The organism is Microvirga splendida (genome assembly GCF_016427565.1).
Lineage (GTDB): Bacteria > Pseudomonadota > Alphaproteobacteria > Rhizobiales > Beijerinckiaceae > Microvirga > Microvirga splendida.
Genome location: NZ_JAELXT010000040.1, coordinates 18,799 through 33,863 on the forward strand (window position 1 = coordinate 18,799; position 15,065 = coordinate 33,863).

General features: G+C 61.2%; 18 protein-coding genes. 5 read left to right on the top strand and 13 right to left on the bottom strand.

From position 1 onward, the window contains the following. Window positions 1-37 precede the first annotated feature (37 nt). The 6 genes from JAO75_RS22340 to JAO75_RS22365 all read right to left on the bottom strand — a co-directional run bounded on the left by JAO75_RS22340 (window position 38) and on the right by JAO75_RS22365 (window position 5,321). Window positions 38-1,000: a MurR/RpiR family transcriptional regulator gene (locus JAO75_RS22340; RefSeq protein WP_199051415.1), complete on the bottom strand. Its 963-nt coding sequence runs from the start codon at window positions 998-1,000 to the stop codon at window positions 38-40. Continuing rightward, window positions 997-1,974, bottom strand: coding sequence for an ABC transporter ATP-binding protein (locus JAO75_RS22345; protein WP_199051416.1), 978 nt, complete (start codon window positions 1,972-1,974; stop codon window positions 997-999). Before JAO75_RS22345 ends, JAO75_RS22340 begins: the two co-directional genes overlap by 4 nt. After that, entirely contained in the window at window positions 1,971-2,969 is a 999-nt protein-coding gene (locus JAO75_RS22350; RefSeq protein WP_425523214.1) for an ABC transporter ATP-binding protein, read from the bottom strand. The genes JAO75_RS22345 and JAO75_RS22350 overlap by 4 nt, the downstream gene beginning before the upstream one ends. A 2-nt stretch (window positions 2,970-2,971) precedes the next feature. Then, the gene (locus tag JAO75_RS22355; protein ID WP_199051418.1) at window positions 2,972-3,820 is read right to left on the bottom strand and encodes an ABC transporter permease; all 849 of its coding nucleotides are present in this window, start codon (window positions 3,818-3,820) and stop codon (window positions 2,972-2,974) included. A gap of 2 nt (window positions 3,821-3,822) precedes the next feature. Continuing rightward, the gene (locus tag JAO75_RS22360; protein ID WP_199051419.1) at window positions 3,823-4,764 is read right to left on the bottom strand and encodes an ABC transporter permease; all 942 of its coding nucleotides are present in this window, start codon (window positions 4,762-4,764) and stop codon (window positions 3,823-3,825) included. Window positions 4,765-4,919: 155 nt separating this feature from the next. Beyond that, window positions 4,920-5,321 (bottom strand): periplasmic substrate-binding domain-containing protein, encoded by a 402-nt coding sequence (locus JAO75_RS22365; protein WP_199051420.1) that lies wholly within the window; start codon window positions 5,319-5,321, stop codon window positions 4,920-4,922. A gap of 104 nt (window positions 5,322-5,425) precedes the next feature. On the opposite strand from JAO75_RS22365, the gene JAO75_RS22370 reads away from it, so the two are divergent. Further along, window positions 5,426-6,133 carry an IS6 family transposase gene (locus tag JAO75_RS22370; protein ID WP_199051421.1) on the top strand — a complete coding sequence of 236 codons (708 nt, stop codon included), beginning with the start codon at window positions 5,426-5,428 and terminating at the stop codon, window positions 6,131-6,133. A gap of 151 nt (window positions 6,134-6,284) precedes the next feature. Continuing rightward, window positions 6,285-6,440 carry a DUF1127 domain-containing protein gene (locus tag JAO75_RS22375; RefSeq protein ID WP_199051422.1) on the top strand — a complete coding sequence of 52 codons (156 nt, stop codon included), beginning with the start codon at window positions 6,285-6,287 and terminating at the stop codon, window positions 6,438-6,440. 1,701 nt (window positions 6,441-8,141) lie between these two features. On the opposite strand, the gene JAO75_RS22380 is transcribed toward JAO75_RS22375, so the two are convergent. Next, a complete protein-coding gene (locus JAO75_RS22380; RefSeq protein WP_246742661.1) occupies window positions 8,142-9,428 on the bottom strand; it encodes a multidrug effflux MFS transporter in 1,287 nt (428 codons plus the stop codon). An 8-nt stretch (window positions 9,429-9,436) separates the two neighbouring features. Further along, entirely contained in the window at window positions 9,437-9,898 is a 462-nt protein-coding gene (locus JAO75_RS22385; protein WP_199051424.1) for a MarR family winged helix-turn-helix transcriptional regulator, read from the bottom strand. Window positions 9,899-10,105: 207 nt separating this feature from the next. On the opposite strand from JAO75_RS22385, the gene JAO75_RS22390 reads away from it, so the two are divergent. The 3 genes from JAO75_RS22390 to JAO75_RS22400 all read left to right on the top strand — a co-directional run bounded on the left by JAO75_RS22390 (window position 10,106) and on the right by JAO75_RS22400 (window position 11,461). After that, window positions 10,106-10,324 carry a dodecin gene (locus JAO75_RS22390; RefSeq protein WP_199051425.1) on the top strand — a complete coding sequence of 73 codons (219 nt, stop codon included), beginning with the start codon at window positions 10,106-10,108 and terminating at the stop codon, window positions 10,322-10,324. Window positions 10,325-10,397: 73 nt separating this feature from the next. After that, window positions 10,398-10,646, top strand: a complete 249-nt coding sequence (locus tag JAO75_RS22395; protein WP_199051426.1) for a hypothetical protein — start codon at window positions 10,398-10,400, stop codon at window positions 10,644-10,646. Between the two features lie 605 nt (window positions 10,647-11,251). After that, complete coding sequence (locus JAO75_RS22400; protein ID WP_199051427.1) at window positions 11,252-11,461, top strand: cold shock domain-containing protein; 210 nt, start codon at window positions 11,252-11,254, stop codon at window positions 11,459-11,461. An 81-nt stretch (window positions 11,462-11,542) separates the two neighbouring features. Here the strand turns inward: JAO75_RS22400 and JAO75_RS22405 are convergent, their stop codons facing one another. From JAO75_RS22405 to JAO75_RS22425, 5 genes are all read right to left on the bottom strand, one after another. Further along, entirely contained in the window at window positions 11,543-12,208 is a 666-nt protein-coding gene (locus JAO75_RS22405; RefSeq protein ID WP_199051428.1) for a hypothetical protein, read from the bottom strand. Window positions 12,209-12,463: 255 nt separating this feature from the next. Then, complete coding sequence (locus JAO75_RS22410; protein ID WP_199051429.1) at window positions 12,464-12,655, bottom strand: hypothetical protein; 192 nt, start codon at window positions 12,653-12,655, stop codon at window positions 12,464-12,466. 537 nt (window positions 12,656-13,192) lie between these two features. Beyond that, window positions 13,193-14,173 (bottom strand): DMT family transporter, encoded by a 981-nt coding sequence (locus tag JAO75_RS22415; protein WP_199051430.1) that lies wholly within the window; start codon window positions 14,171-14,173, stop codon window positions 13,193-13,195. 285 nt (window positions 14,174-14,458) lie between these two features. Continuing rightward, the gene (locus JAO75_RS22420) at window positions 14,459-14,707 is read right to left on the bottom strand and encodes a hypothetical protein (protein ID WP_199051431.1); all 249 of its coding nucleotides are present in this window, start codon (window positions 14,705-14,707) and stop codon (window positions 14,459-14,461) included. Continuing rightward, a complete protein-coding gene (locus JAO75_RS22425) occupies window positions 14,704-14,916 on the bottom strand; it encodes a hypothetical protein (protein ID WP_199051432.1) in 213 nt (70 codons plus the stop codon). The genes JAO75_RS22420 and JAO75_RS22425 overlap by 4 nt, the downstream gene beginning before the upstream one ends. Window positions 14,917-15,065: the final 149 nt, after the last annotated feature.

The following is a 15,065-nucleotide window of genomic DNA, read 5'->3' on the forward strand; positions in this document are numbered from 1 at the left end:
CACCACGCCGAGGGACACGATCCGATCTAAACGATGCTCAAAACTCGCTGGCCTCGTCTTTGCCGCTGTGAAGGACCTGATTCCAGCCCCAGTGCAGGAGCGACGGATCATCGCTGTCGACGCCGCGGGTCAGTAAAATATCGTGAATTTCCCTGAGACTATTGATCATAGTTGGGCCGCGCTTGAGGCCGATGATCACCATCAGAATTTCAATCATGAGCAGTTGGACCACATAGGCGTCTGTGCCCACCCGCATCGTCGCATCATGAGGGACGTCGATGCTCAGCACGATGTCCGCTATCGCGGCGAGAGGTGTGTTCGTCTGCGTCAGAGCGATCACTGTGGCGCCATGCTCCTTGCCGACGGCCACGGCCTCCACAAGAGTGGGCATGCGGCCGACATAGGAGATGGCAAACAGCACGTCCTCTTCGGTCTGCGTAGCCGCCGCGACGAGTTGGAGGTGAGCGTCGGAGAATGCGTTCGTGGTAATGCCGAGCCGGAACAGGCGGGCCTGCATGTCCATGGCGAGAAAGTTAGAGGTTGCCCCGGTTCCAAAGCAGTCGACACGCCGCGCACGGTGCATGATCTCAGCGGCCTGTTCTATATCTGCAGGTATCAGCTGATGCTGCCAATCCGACAGAACCGATGTAATGCTGCCAACGATGTTGCGAACGACCTCGGCGGTGCTGTCGCCCGGCGTCACGCTGCGGTGCAGATAAGGTGCGCCGACAGCGAGAGCAGCAGCGAGCCTGAGTTTTAGGTCGCGCAGGCCGTCGCACCCGACCGTGCGGGCAAAGCGGACGATGGTCGGGGCGCTAACACCCGCCCTCAAGGCGAGATCCTCGACATTGGCCTGCATGGCCCAATGCGGGTTTTCGAGAATCATTGCGGCAATGCGCTGCTGTCCCGCCGACATGGACGCGAGGCCGGCGCTGATCGATCGCAGAATATCCGAACCGGGATCCGGTGAGAGGTTCGGTAGGGGAGCTTTCTTGATCATGCTGCCGCAGGTTCTTCGTCGTATGCCAAGTCATAGTGACAGGCGAACCTATGCCCTCCACCGGCAGAGCGCAACTTCGGAACGTTGCGGGAGCATTCCTCCGTTGCCGCCGGGCACCGGGTGCGGAACACGCAGCCGGAAGGAGGCGCCATGGGAGACGGGATGTCGCCCGTGAGCATTCGGCGGATTTTTGGTGCGTCCGGGTCAGCCTTCGGGGAGGCTGCAAGCAGGGCTCGCGTGTAAGGATGGCGCGGCCTCTTCGAAACATCCTCCGACGAGCCAATCTCCATAACGCGGCCGAGATAGAGCACTGCGATGCGGTCGCACATCAGCTCGACCACATCAAGGTCGTGGGATATGAAGAGCATCGCAAGTCCGAAGCGCTGGCGCAGGTCCTGTAAGAGGTTGATTACCTGCGCCTGGACGGAGACGTCCAGCGCCGAGACCGGCTCGTCTGCGACGATCAGCTTCGGTTCGACCGCAAGAGCACGGGCTATTCCGATGCGCTGGCGCTGTCCGCCGGAGAACTCGTGCGGAAAGCGGGACATGTGGGCGGCCTGCAGTCCGACAGTTTCCAGGAGTTCTCCAATCCTCTGGACGCGGCGGGTCCCACTTGCGAGCCGGTGGGCATCGAGTGCCTCCCCAACAATCTCGCGCACCCGCAACCGGGGGTTCAGGCTTGCATAAGGATCCTGAAAGATCATCTGCGCGTTACGGCGAAGGAGTTTCAGGTGCCGCTCAGGAAATTTTGTGACGTCCTGACCTTCGAAGCGGATGGCACCCGCGGTCGAATCGATCAGTCGCAGAACGAGTCTGCCGATCGTGCTTTTTCCCGAACCGGATTCTCCGACCAAGCCCAGGACCTCACCTGGCGTAATGTCAAAGCTCACATCTTCGACGGCGCGAACGAGGTGCGGTGCCCGTCCAAAATACTTCGTCAGCCCTTCGACTGCCAAGAGCGGAGCAGCATTCATGCGAGGATCTCCCTCCACCTCAGACAGCGGACGCTGCGTTCAGTTTCGTCATCCAGTGTGACTGCGCCCGTACGGCAGATATCCGCAGCCAGCGTGCAGCGCGGAGCAAAGCTGCACCCTTCCTTGCCGAACTCGACGGAACCGGGAATGGACTGTACAACCCTGCGACCATCCTCCCGATGCCGAGCGCGAGCCGGCAGGCAGTTCAGCAGAGCACTTGTGTATGGATGCCGCGGCGCCCGGAAGATTTCCCTGACGGAACCGGTTTCCACCACTTGACCCGCATACATCACAGTTACCCGGTCGGCAATCTCCGCAACGACGCCGAGGTTATGTGTGATGAACAGAACTCCCATGCCGAGGTCCCGCTGCAGGCGCCCGATCAATGCCAGGATCTGAGCCTGGATCGTCACGTCGAGCGCCGTGGTCGGTTCGTCGGCAATCAGCAGGGAAGGATTGCAGGACATCGCCAATGCAATCATCACTCGCTGCCGCATGCCGCCCGACATCTGGTGCGGATACTCGTGAATACGATGTCGTGCGTTTGGTATTTCCACCAGGCCGAGCATCTCTTCCGCCCGGCGCAGCGCAGCCCCATGGCCGAGTCCCATATGCAGGCGTACAGACTCGGCGATCTGTTCACCGACGGTCATAACCGGGTTCAGGCTGGTCATGGGCTCCTGGAAGATCATCGCGATTTCGGAGCCCCGCAGCTTGCGCAGTTCCGGCAGAGGCAGGGTTACGAGATCGGTTATTTCTCCCGACCTCCTGTGGAACAGGATCTGCCCTCCCGAAACCCGTCCGGCGGGGCGCGGCAGCAGCCCCATCGTGGCGAGGCTTGTCACGGATTTCCCGGAACCCGACTCGCCCACGAGAGCCACAGTCTCACCGGCGCCGACGGAGAGTGTGACACCTCTTACCGGAGTTACTTCGCCGTCCTCGGTTCGAAAGCGGACTTCGAGGTCTTTGATCGCGAGAAGGTGCTGGTTGCCCATCATCACAGCGTCTTCCGCAGTTTGGGGTCGAGCATGTCTCGCAAGCCGTCGCCGACGACCTGCAGCGAAAGAGCCGCGAGAACTATGGCGAGGCCGGGGAAGAGCACCACCCAGAAGGAACTGTCGGCATATTGCTGGCCGGACGCGATCATGGTTCCCCAGGTCGGCACCTCCGGCGGAACCCCGGCCCCAAGAAAGGACAGCCCAGCCTCGGCCAAGACCGCGTAAGCGAAAATGAATGTTGCCTGGACAAGCACCGGCGAAGCGACATTCAAGAGGATGTGCACGGACAGAATCCGGCGCGTCGAAACCCCCAACGCACGGGCCGCCTCGACGAACGGCAACTCGCGAACAACGAGGGTGGAGGCGCGGACTACCCTAATCACCCGCGGCGTATAGACGATCGAGAGTGCCAGCACGACGTTGAAGGCGGAAGCACCGAGGACAGCCACCAGGAAAATAGCCAGCAGGATATCGGGGAGCGCCATCATGGCATCCACGAACCGCATGATGAGGCCATCGAGCGACCTGAAGTAGCCGGCCAGTAAGCCGAACAGAGTTCCAACGGTCATCGATACGAGCACAACGGCGAAGCCGATGCCGAGCGACGCGCGGGCCCCGTAGATGATGCGCGAGAGAATGTCTCGTCCGAACTCGTCAGTTCCAAGCCAGTTAAGCTCGCTCGGAGGCTTGAGGCGGCGGATAATCTTGATGGAGGTTGGCTCGTAGGGAGAGACCCACGGTGCAAGCAGCGCCATCAGCACGATGACGAAGAGGACTATGAAAGCCGCTAACACGAGTTTCCTTCGAAACATGCGTCGGAAGAACAGGATGGCAGGTGACTGGACCATGATCAGTAACGGACCCGAGGATCAGCGAATGTGTAAATGATATCGGTCAGCAGGTTGATGAGCACGTAGACCGCTGCCACGACCATGAGAGCTCCCTGGATGACCGGGTAGTCTCGTCGCAGCACGGCGGAGACCACAAGATTGCCGATGCCGGGAAGCCCAAAAACGGTCTCGGTCACGATAGCGCCGCCGACCAGCAGGGCTGCCGTAAGGGCGACCACGGTGACGATGGGAACAAGGGCGTTGCCGAAGGCGTGCCGGAGCACCACACGGGCCTCGGAGAGGCCTTTCGAGCGCGCCGTTCTGACATAATCGTCGCTTAGCACGTCAAGTAAGCTCGCTCGCGTGAAGCGGACGATCAGGGCCGAATTGACGATCCCGAGAACGGTGGCAGGCAGGGCGAGATGCGTAAGGCGCTCGACGAATGGCGCACCCGGTTCCCCATACCCTGCCACCGGGAACCAACCCAGTCGGACGGCAAACAGCTGGATGAAGATGAGGCCGAGCCAAAAGCTCGGAATGTTGGCTGCCAGCATTGCGAGGCCGCTGACGATCTGGTCCACGAGACGCCCGCGCCACACCGCCGATACGATGCCGGCCGGGATGCCCACCAGAGCCGCAATGGCAACGGAAAAGAGTGCCAGAAAGAAGGTAGGCTCGGCTCGTTCCGCGATCGCCTGGATGACGGGGCGCTGGAGGAAGATCGAGTGCCCGAGGTTGCCGCTGGCGACCTCCTTGAGCCACAGCACGAATTGTATGAGGATCGGTTTGTCGAGGCCGTAGACCTGCCGCAACTGGGCGATGTCTTCAGCGGTAGCCTGATCTCCGAGCATGAGTGCCGCCGGATCTCCCGGAGCGAGCCGCGTCAGAAAGAAGACCATCGTGGCTACCAGAAACATGACGATCGTGAGGCTGACGAGGCGCTGGCCGAGCTTGAGCCACATTGCTCCAGTCTCCAGAAGGAGCAGAGGCGAAAGGTTCACCTCTGCGGGTGTTCAACAAGAACGAAGGACTCATATCCGTCTCCGGCGCCTTTGCGTCAGAAACGAGCGGGGCAGCGGCACCCGGGGCTTTCGCTCGGGGTGTCGCTGCCAGAGTGTTACTTGCTGAGTTCTACGTTCCAGAAAGCCGGCATCATCATGGGTGTATAGCCCTTCATCTTGCCCGAGAGGCCGCTCAGCGCGGCGAAGTTGCCGACACGGATGTATGGCACTTCGTCATAGATGACCTTCTGGACCTTGCCCCACAGAGGCCCGCGCTTCGCGGGATCGGACTCGCCGTTGAAGGCTGCCAGGGCCGCGTCCTTTGCGGGCGTCTTCCACCAGCCCGGAGCGCCGTCGCCGAGTTGTGGCGGGGAGAGCATCGGATCTGGCATGAAGGCCGAGTGGGTGATGTACACGTCCCAGAGTGCCGGATCACCGCGACGTTGGACCAGCGTGGACCAGTCAACCACGTCGAGGGCAACTTTGAACCCCGCCGCTTTCAGTTGCTCTGCCATCATGAGTGCCATGCGGTGGTGGAAATCATACTGCTTGGAATGGATCTGTCGCAACAATTTGTTTCAGAGTTTCAGCTAGTCCTCTGGGCTCAGCGACGGAGGGTAGCGTGTTCAAGGGCAGGCATTTTGATCGGTCAGTGATCCTGCTCTGCGTGCGCTGGTATCTGGCGTACAGTCTCAGCTTGCGGAACCTGGAGGAGATGATGGCCGAGCGCGGCATCTCGGTTGACCACGCCACGATCCATAGGTGGGTCGTCCGCTACTCCCCCGAACTGCTGGAGCGCTTCAATGCACGCAAGCGAGCCGTCACTGGCAAGTGGCACATCGATGAAACATACATCAAGGTCCGCGGGCAGTGGCGATATCTCTACCGCGCGATCGACAGCAATGGCGGCACCGTCGAGTTCTGGTTCAGCGACCGCCGCGACCTGGCAGCTGCCAAGCGTTTCCTCTCTCGAGCGCTGAAGCGGCACGGCCGGCCTGAGCGGATTGTGATTGACGGAAGCCAGACGAACCGGGAAGCTATCCTGTCCTGCGATAGTTCGGACCGGCTCCGGGATCGATCGAGACGTCCTCTGAAGCCTATTCGCATCCGGCAAAGTGCCTATTTGAACAATCGTATTGAGCAGGATCATCGTGCCATCAAGCGACGGGTGCGCCCGATGCTTGGGTTCAAGTCCATGGACAGCGCCCGTGCGATCTTGGGCGGCATCGAAATGGTTCACATGATGCGCAAAGGACAGGGCAAATATGCCCACAATCGGCACCTTCGGCACCTATCGCTCGCTGATCAGTTCGAGCGGCTCGCCGCATAAGCAGCAACAAGCTGCTCAGGCATCTTTCTGTCCTCAGCTAAAACTTGCGACAAAACCGCTCCTCAGGGCACCTGCGCATCCCTATATCCTGCCTTGCAACAAGAGCAATGATCGCTGGTCACGGTGACCAGCCACCTGCTGGGGAAATTCCATGTTCGTCACCTACATCCTGTCCAAGATCCGCGCCTACAAGCTCTACCGTCAGACTGTGCGGGAACTGTCGGAACTCTCCGACCGTGAACTGGCCGATCTCGGCGTTGCCCGCTTTGACATCGCCGCTGTGGCCCGCAAGGCCAGCGTCGCGTAAGCAGCCGCCCAATTCAGGATCATGCACTCGCCCGCCCCTCTGGCGGGCGTTCGCTGTCTAAATGAGTACTCGTCCAACCGCGTAAAGCTCCAAATCGCTCTGTCAGAGGCAACGTTAATGCCAGCCCCGAGGAAGAAGCCGTCCAGCGTCCGGACATCGCTTCGCATTGATCCGCCTACCCTGGAGGAAGCAATCTTCGCCGCGCAGGGGCTGACCGATGATGTTGATGAGCAGGCCTAGATTGCTGCAAGCCTGATGGGATTGCCCGAGGCAGAGGTCAGAGCCGCAATCCCTAAGACAGTACCCGTCAGGCCGCGTGTTGCCGTCCATTCGCCAACACAAGCTCGGTTTGCGCCCAGCCGGCCGCCGGTTGTTGTCGAGCGCAGAGCGCCACGCGTTCTGATCCGCTGAGGGGTGCACTGCCATCACGGTTGCCAAGTGTGTACGGGCAGAGCGCTGACATGCTCGCGAGATCTAGGCGAGACTATCATCGGGCAGATCTACTGCCGCCGCAAACAGCGGCATTCTTAAGAGATTTTTTGAGGACGAGCGCTGCGCGTCGAGAGCGCGAAGCCTGCTTCCTTGTTAGCAGGATCTCTATCGCACCCATCAGCTAAACCCTCGCCTAAAGTCGAAAAGCCTTTCAGCCGGCTTTCCGCTAAGACGCGTCAACGGCCAACATGGACCAGACAAGAAAAAGCCGGGCGCGAAGCCCGGCAAAAGTTAAGGTCCGACAAAAGTCAAAACCTTCCAGAGGGAACGGCCGATACAGCAGCGCCGGGAGGAAAAAGGCGATGCCGCGTTGAAATCAGCCGCTGCTGATATCGGCGGCATCGCGCCTCGTTGCAATGCAGAATGCCTCATGAAGGGGCTGCACTGAGAACATGGCTTGGCTACGGGTCTTGGATGCCGCTCCCGATGATGAGCATCTTAGCCTATCCGCCCGGTCCCTGCTCACCTCACCAGGACGCAGGATGGAGGCGCCGCTTCCAACGCTCGTGCCGCGGCAATTGGCTAGCGGCAGACTGGCGCTTGGTCAGTCGGCGCTCGACCGGGTCCATGAGGCTTAACGTTGGCGACCACCTCATCTCGGGCTCCGGCATTTGCTCGATCCCAATCAGGGGTTGGAGCACTTATCTCTGTTCCACATCGCTGGAAGTCTTTGTCCGCGTCTTACGCGCATTGGCGTTCACTCTCTGACGCTGCGCAGGCTGAACATCAAGGACGCGGCGTGCGTCCTGTTTAGCAGTGGCAACGGGTGAATCAGGCACAGCGGATTGCGCTTCCGTCAAGTCCTCAGAGGTGCTCCAGACTGGCTCGATAATGCTCTGCAGGATGCGTGGGGCCGAAGCCAGTACGGAGGCGCCTTGAGGATCCCCTGTCTCGACGATCTTGGTGGCCTTACCCGGTGGGGCCTCAAACAGGGGCCGTGGCGGAAGGTGCTGACGCTGACCGTGAACACGGGATTTCTTGATCTCGACAGAGAAGGTCTTGGTGTTCCGCTTCATTTCATCTGCTGGCTAACAACTGGAAAAGATAGTGACCTAAGTTGTCGCGGGCATGACGTCAACACTGACGGCACATACGATGCTGCACCTGAAATCTGCCGGAAATTGACTAACTCGAGAATAGGTTCTGCGCGACGACTTCTTCAGGCATCAACTTCCGGCGAGCGATTGATCTTCACAACGGCGGCCTTCATCACCGCCTGCCCTGATGCACCACCCGTTCGATCTCCTCGCCGCCAGCCCCGACTGCTGCTGCCGGATCAACCGCTACTTCCAGTTCCTCCGGGGCTGCAGCAAACCGTTTACTCTTCCGCTTTGAAGGGAGAGCAAAGTGCGCCAGCACCGCGAGCAGAGCCATGCTGGGCATCACGGTCGCAAGCGCCGTCAAGGGATCGCTGAAGAGCAGCGCTGCGACCGCAGTGCCAGAGAGCCCAACCCCAATCTGCAGAAAGCCGGCCAAAGCCGAGTCCGCACCGGCAACCTTCGGAAAGCCCGCCAGAGCTGCCGTAGTGGCCCCCCGGATCACCAGCGCGGCGCCGAAGGCCCAGATCAACACAGGACCCATGGCGGTGTACAAGGAAAGCGGCAGTAGGCGCAGGCCAAGGCCAAACCCCAGTGCGGAGATAGCGACAAGTGTCAGTCCGATCGGGACCAGGTGCCTGGCCTCAACCCGACGCAGCAGCCGACCCGTGACCGCCGCTCCAAGAGCATAGGAGCCAGTCTGCATCAGCATCACCAGACCGAACTGGGTTGGTGTCAGACCGATCTTCTCCATCAGGACGAAGGGCAGGATGACGGCCATGGTATAGAACGCGCCAACCGCACACCCGAGGACGAGACTTCCCCGCATGAACCCTGTGTCCTTGAGGAGCATCCCGTAATTCCGCAGGACCTGGCCCGGATAGGCCTGTGCGGGATCAGGAGCGGCATTGGTCTCGACACACCACAATCCAATCACCAGCAGCGCGACGATGCCGTAGACCACCATAACGAGAAAGATTGAATGCCAGCCAAGGGTGCTCAGGAGCACGCCACCAATGGTCGGCGACACCGCTGGTCCCACGGCAAGCATCAGGCCAATCAGGTTCATGATGCGCGCTGAACTCTGACCGGTGAACTGGTCGCGCACGATCGCCCGCGAGATCGCCACCCCTGCAGCCACACCGATGCCCTGGAGGACTCGCCCGATCAGAAGCCAAGTGATCGAGGGCGAGAAGACGGCGATGACACTGCCCAGGACGTAGATGGAGAAGAAACCAAGGGCAACCGGCCGCCGGCCGAAGGCATCAGACAGAGGCCCGCAGACGAGCTGGGCAAAGGCAAAGCCGAACAGATAGACGGGCAAGGACATCTTGACTGCCGCTGGCGTGGTCTGAAGCACCTCAACGAGCGTGGGGATCGCCGGTGTGTAGAGCGCCATGCTGACAGAGCCGAGGGCCACGATGAGAGCCCCGATCACGGCGGTGCGGGTCTCGGACATAAGAGGCTTCATGCCTGCCCCCTCCCCAATTCGCTGCGGGCAATGTTCGACCGCATGCGCTTCAGCAGGGTGCGGAGCCCCTCAACCTCTTCGGGAGCAAAGTCCTGCAGAGTCACCTCCTGAACTGTGTTGGTGATCCCCAGAACCTGCTCGAGGGTCGGCTGTGCGTCAGGGGCAAGCTGCACGGTCTTGGCGCGCCGATCCGTTGGGTCTGTCTCCCGGGTGACAAGGCCCCGGTTTTCCAATCTGTCGAGGAAAGTGACGAGTGTCATGGGCTCGACATTCATCTGCGCCGCGAGTGCGGTCTGGCGGGAGGCTGGATAGAGGCTGACATAGGCCAAGGTGCGGGCTTCGCCCGCCGTCAGTCCGAGGCCCGCACCGTCAAGGGCGCGGTCGATCTGAATGCGCAGGAGCCGTGCGGCATCGACCAGAAGGAGGCCGATGGTTTCATCAGGCGCTTTAGTAAGCATGACTTATTATTGTACACACTTACTAAACTGGGAGGGCTGTAGGAGGACAATCCTGATCTGCGCCAACAGCATGCTGGGACAGCAGAAAAATCCGGAGACATATGAGCAGGTTCTGCGTATCGGAAAGGCACCTGATGACGTGTCCGAAGACTAGCAGGCCCTGAGTGGTGCTCTATGTGCCCGCAGGGTAATGAGCAGGAGCACGCGATGTCGGATCATGTCTACAAGATGGTTGAACTTGTTGGTTCCTCTGAGACCAGCATCGAGGATGCCATCCAGACCGCGATCAAGCGGGCCAGCCAGACGTTGAGAAATCTGCACTGGTTCGAGGTTGTCCAGACCCGCGGCCACATCGAGAACGGCGAGGTTCGGCACTATCAGGTTGTGCTCAAAGCTGGCTTTACCCTGGACGACGGGGCTCAGTAGTGTGGGACGCCGAGAACCATCCTGACGTGCAGGCACCGATGACAACTAAAGACACGGAAAGAACAGCATAGACATGGCCTACAGACTCTCCCGGCTTGCTCCTGGCAGCTATGATGTCCTGCTCAATGGGGTGATTATCGCCAGCCTGGTGCGCAGTGGCGACACTGACAACGCAACCTGGATGGCAGAGCTTCTGGTCGAATTGCCTTCAGAGGAAAGGCCTATTCCCTTTGCGGAGACGGAGCACACATTCGGCAGCCTGGAGGAGGCTCGGGAGTGGCTTGGCCATCCTGAGATCCGTGATGCACAAATCAGAGCATGATCTGAGGACCCTCATCGATGCTGATCCATCCAGGCAAACGGGCATCTCTGACCAGGGGGCGGCAAGACGATTGGGATGAGGCTCGCGAGGCCTATCTCCTCGAACATGCCCCTGGATTGAAGGAGCACTATGCCGCTCAGCAAAGAGCGTTCCGTCAGATTGAGGTGGACGCACAAGCCCGCCATCCAGACCCAACGCCGCACGACATAGCCGCAGCCCTCTCTGCAGAGGCCACCCTTCCGTACCGGAAGAGAACCGAAGCCCAGCTGCGTCGGAACTTTGAGCCTTTGGCCGTGCATCTTCCTCAGGACATCAGGAGCAAGCGCAAGCGGTTCGTCCAGCGGGAGCAGCGGGCGTGGAACAGAGCCAATCCCACTCCCCTGACTGACGAGAGGCAGCGCGCGCTCACAGCAGCGTTCGTGAAGGCATACGCCAAGGCTGCCCGTTCATAGGCGGCTCTACGACCTTCTCTTGCTGATCCCCACAGAGATAACTCTGTGGGGATCACACCGTCGTTGAGGATTTACACGCCGCTCTCGACTCCGCGCATCCTACTGCTAAGATTCCCTCTCGGCTGGGTGGGCTCCAACAGAGGGAAGAGTTTCGTGGCAACAGGAACGGTGAAGTGGTTCAACGAGCAGAAGGGCTACGGCTTCATTCAGCCGGACAGCGGCGGCAAGGACGTATTCGTCCACATCAGCGCCGTGGAGCGGGCTGGCCTGCGTGGATTGGCTGAGGGCCAGAAGATCTCCTATGAGGTTGAGGCGGACCGCCGCTCCGGCAAAGAATCCGCTGTGGATCTGAAGACAACTTAGTCAGATCTGTAGGCGCTCAATCGGGCGGCTCCGCAGGGGCGGTAGCCCCCACGCAACGGTATTGAGCGTTCGTCGGGCGTATCAGCGCTGGCGAGGGCTCAAGGAGCGGGCGAGATCGCGGATGACGCTGTCCTCGATCTCAAGATCACGCTGATCGTCCTCGTCTTCTGCTTCTGCTGTTCGCGAAGCAGCAATCGGCTGAGGAACCGTCGCTTGCGGCTGATGTGCTCCAAAGCGGCCCTCCAGAGCATCGAGCAGACTATTGAGTGCCGCGTCTGTGACCTCCAGATCCCGTGCATCCGGAACACCCGCGAGAGCCACGCGCCGGCGCTGGTAGGCCGGCTTGGCGCTGACCTCCGGGCCAAACCAGGGCAGCGGAGGGAAATCCTGCTCGTCCTCGGGTGCACCCCGTATTGCAACCAGTTCAAGCGGACCGGGACTGAGGACGTGAAGAACCTGGATCTCGTGTGAGTCGATCGAGAGGCTGGTGCGCAGGTACTCCACTTGTCCCTGGCTGACGGCGAGCAGGGCCTGGGCATGAGCCGGCGGGATGTCGGCCCGCTCCTCGGACCTCCCATCCGCGCCAGCCTCCAGGATCAGGCCGCTGCGGTTCTCCTCAATCTGCACATACGTGCTGCGCTGGGGCTGGTCAGGGAAGTAGCCCTCGAGCACGCGCTCGCCTCCCCGCTCCTTCCGGATCAGGCGCGCCACAGACGGGGCGATGACGAACAGGCGCTGGATGGGCACGCGGCAGGCCTCTCATAGATGGGTGACGGGCGTCCGCCCTGCCCTTAACCTAGGGCGCAGCCTTGCGATAAAAAGCAAAAGTTGCTTCAAGCAACCGTCTGCACTCCTGGCAAAGAGAAGCGCCCCGCATGGCAGAGGCGCTCAAGTTCCAGGGAGGACCAGCCCCCCAGCCGCTCCATTATGGACCCCATCAGAATGGCTGAAGGATGAAGTTCTGGCTGTACCGGAAAGAGCACAGGAGCCAGAAGATCGCCCTCAGAGGCTGGCCAGCAGCAGGCTCAAGCCGATCAGCATGCCCAGGGAGGCGATAAATCTGATCATGGCAGAGGTGAATGTTGGCGCCGGCACAGGAGCAAAAGGAGGCACTGCGACATCGGTCTGGCGCATGGTGAAGACCTTCAGGAAATCAGCTGGTTCTGGAAAAGCGCCAAAGGGACGAGCAATCACGCCGCTTGGCGGGTGTTTCTCTGCTCGATTTGTCCGCCAATGTCTGTAGCCGGCGGGACACATCGCTGGACTTGATGCTGGAGCGCGGATTTGGAGTGAGGCCGCGCCATGCGGAACGGCTGTGATCCCGAGCCTGTCCTGTTTGGCACCTTGCCAGCCGGCTCCAGAGGAGAGTGCGGGATTGTCGATCCCCCTCAGCAGCCTACATCCCAGGTGTGCGTCATTCCCTTGGCACACCAGCGCCTTGGTTGAGGTTTTGACAGCGCCTCGGCCAGGGCGCTTCCCACAGGGCTTGACCTGCCGGGCAGTGCGCTACGCTGCCGCGCCCCTGTTGGGCGGCTTGTGCCCTTCAGCAAATCAGCTCACTCTGACCTCAGCTGCCTGACACCGACAGCTGTCGACGAGCCCCGGGACGGGCACGGATGTACTGCCCTCCCGGGCTCCTCGTCGGACCTCAGCGCTCGCTTGCTCACGTCGCCTGACGCTTTGCTGCATCAAGCCTTTCGATCAGCGCTATCAGATTCCGTACCTCGGACTTTAAGGACGCTGGATCCCAGCGGCAGCAAGCCGTGCCCGGGCTCTGATGCGTTCCCGATGGGCCGTGTAGAGGCCGCTCGCTGCGATCACGAGACCTCCGACGAGGGTCATGGTTCCCGGGACAGTGCCGAACACGCTAAAGCCGAGCAGCCCGGCGAACAGGAGCTGCACGTAGGAGAACGGGGCAATGGTGGACGCGGCGGCCTTGCGGTAGGCCAGGATGATGAGCCAGTGCCCTACGGTCGAGAAGCCGCCCATCAGCACGGCCAAGCCGATCTCCCCGGCAATCGGTGTCCGCCAGTGGAATGGCACGAAGGCTGTCAGGGCGATCAGCCCGATCACAGCCGACCACGCCAAGGTGGCCTCAGGTCGTTCAGAGCTCATCAGGCGGGTGGCGATGGCAGCCACGGCCCAGGAGAGCGCCGCGCCGATCGGCAGCAAGGCGGCGACCTGGAAGGCCGAGCCTCCGGGCTGCACCACGAGCATCACACCAAGGAAGCCCACTCCCGCCGCGGCCCAGCGTCGGATGCCTACCTTCTCGCCGAGAAGCGGGATCGAGAGGGCGGTGATGAAGATCGGCGAGATGAAGTTGATCGCTGTTGCCTCGGCTACCTGGAGATGCCCCAGCCCCAGGATGAAGAGAACCGATGAGCCGGCTACCGCCAGCGCTCGGATGATCTGAAGGCGCAGGCGCGGTGTGTGCATTGCCTTCGCCCCGCGTGTGACGAAGACCGCTGGAACGACAACCAGACAGAAGACGACGTAGCGCAGCCAGGTGACTTCGATCGCGGGCAACGTGTCCGTCAGGAGCTTCGCGGTGACGTCGCCCATGGCGAAGAAGACCGTCGATAGGAGAGCCAGGCCAATCGCAGCGAAGGTCGCGTCCTTTGCAGGAGCGCCACTCCTTGCGCTTGGCCGTGCAGGGGCGCCGTCTGTGATGGAGGAACAATCCGCTACGGCGGAAATGGGAGGAGGGCTCATGGGTGCTGGGAGGATCTCGGCGAGAGCATGGGGCTTCACGCGCTCTGGTCAGCCAGCACGATTACGCGATACCGCTGAATCATGCGTGAACTGGGCTCGTACCGGCGCGCGGGGCACCCCCGCGCCAGGCGCATGGAAAGTTATCACGCGGCTGCGGCGATGTCTGCCATCTGCGCACACCGCACAAGTGCTGAAATAACCTCAGCCCTCCTCTATGCGACTTGGGCGCTTGCAGCGAAACCGCTGCCTTACTCTCGCAAGCCTCGGGTGGCCCGCTCATATAGTCTACTCGGTGCGGCGCAACGGCTTGATCTCAGGGTCACCCAACCAGGCGCACACCTCCTCCAGGGATGAGAAGTCATGCTCGATGTCCTGGAAGGGAGAAGGCCTCCTGGTCTGCGGCAGGTCTTCCAGCAGCTCGGCCGTCCAGATGTAGGGCTGGCGCGAGCCGTGCCTGACCACACTGGCTATGACGTTGCCGTGCAGGATGAGATCATAGGCGCCGGGCGCCAGCTGGATCAGGTGGTAGGTCATAGTACTTGCTTCTCAGAGGTCCGCTGTCCCTCGATCCACTCATAAGCCTTGGCGAGGGCGGCTTCACGATCGGGGGCCAGGATCAGGGTCGGGCGCTGCTTGGGACGCGCTACGAAGGCCAGCCACTCCAGGCCGCTCGGGCTGAGACGGATCTGGTAGCCCTGGTGCTCCACCAGTTCAGTGTCCGGAAGAGAATGAGGATCAGTCATGGTCGCAATGGCGGTCTTGAGCTTGTGCTGGCATGAGCCGGTGTGTGGTGGGCCTGGAGGGACTTGAACCCCCAACCAGACCGGTAGGATGGGCCGCCGTTTCCACGTGGGATTTACAACGGCCTTCCTCCGAACCGTACGTGCAGCTT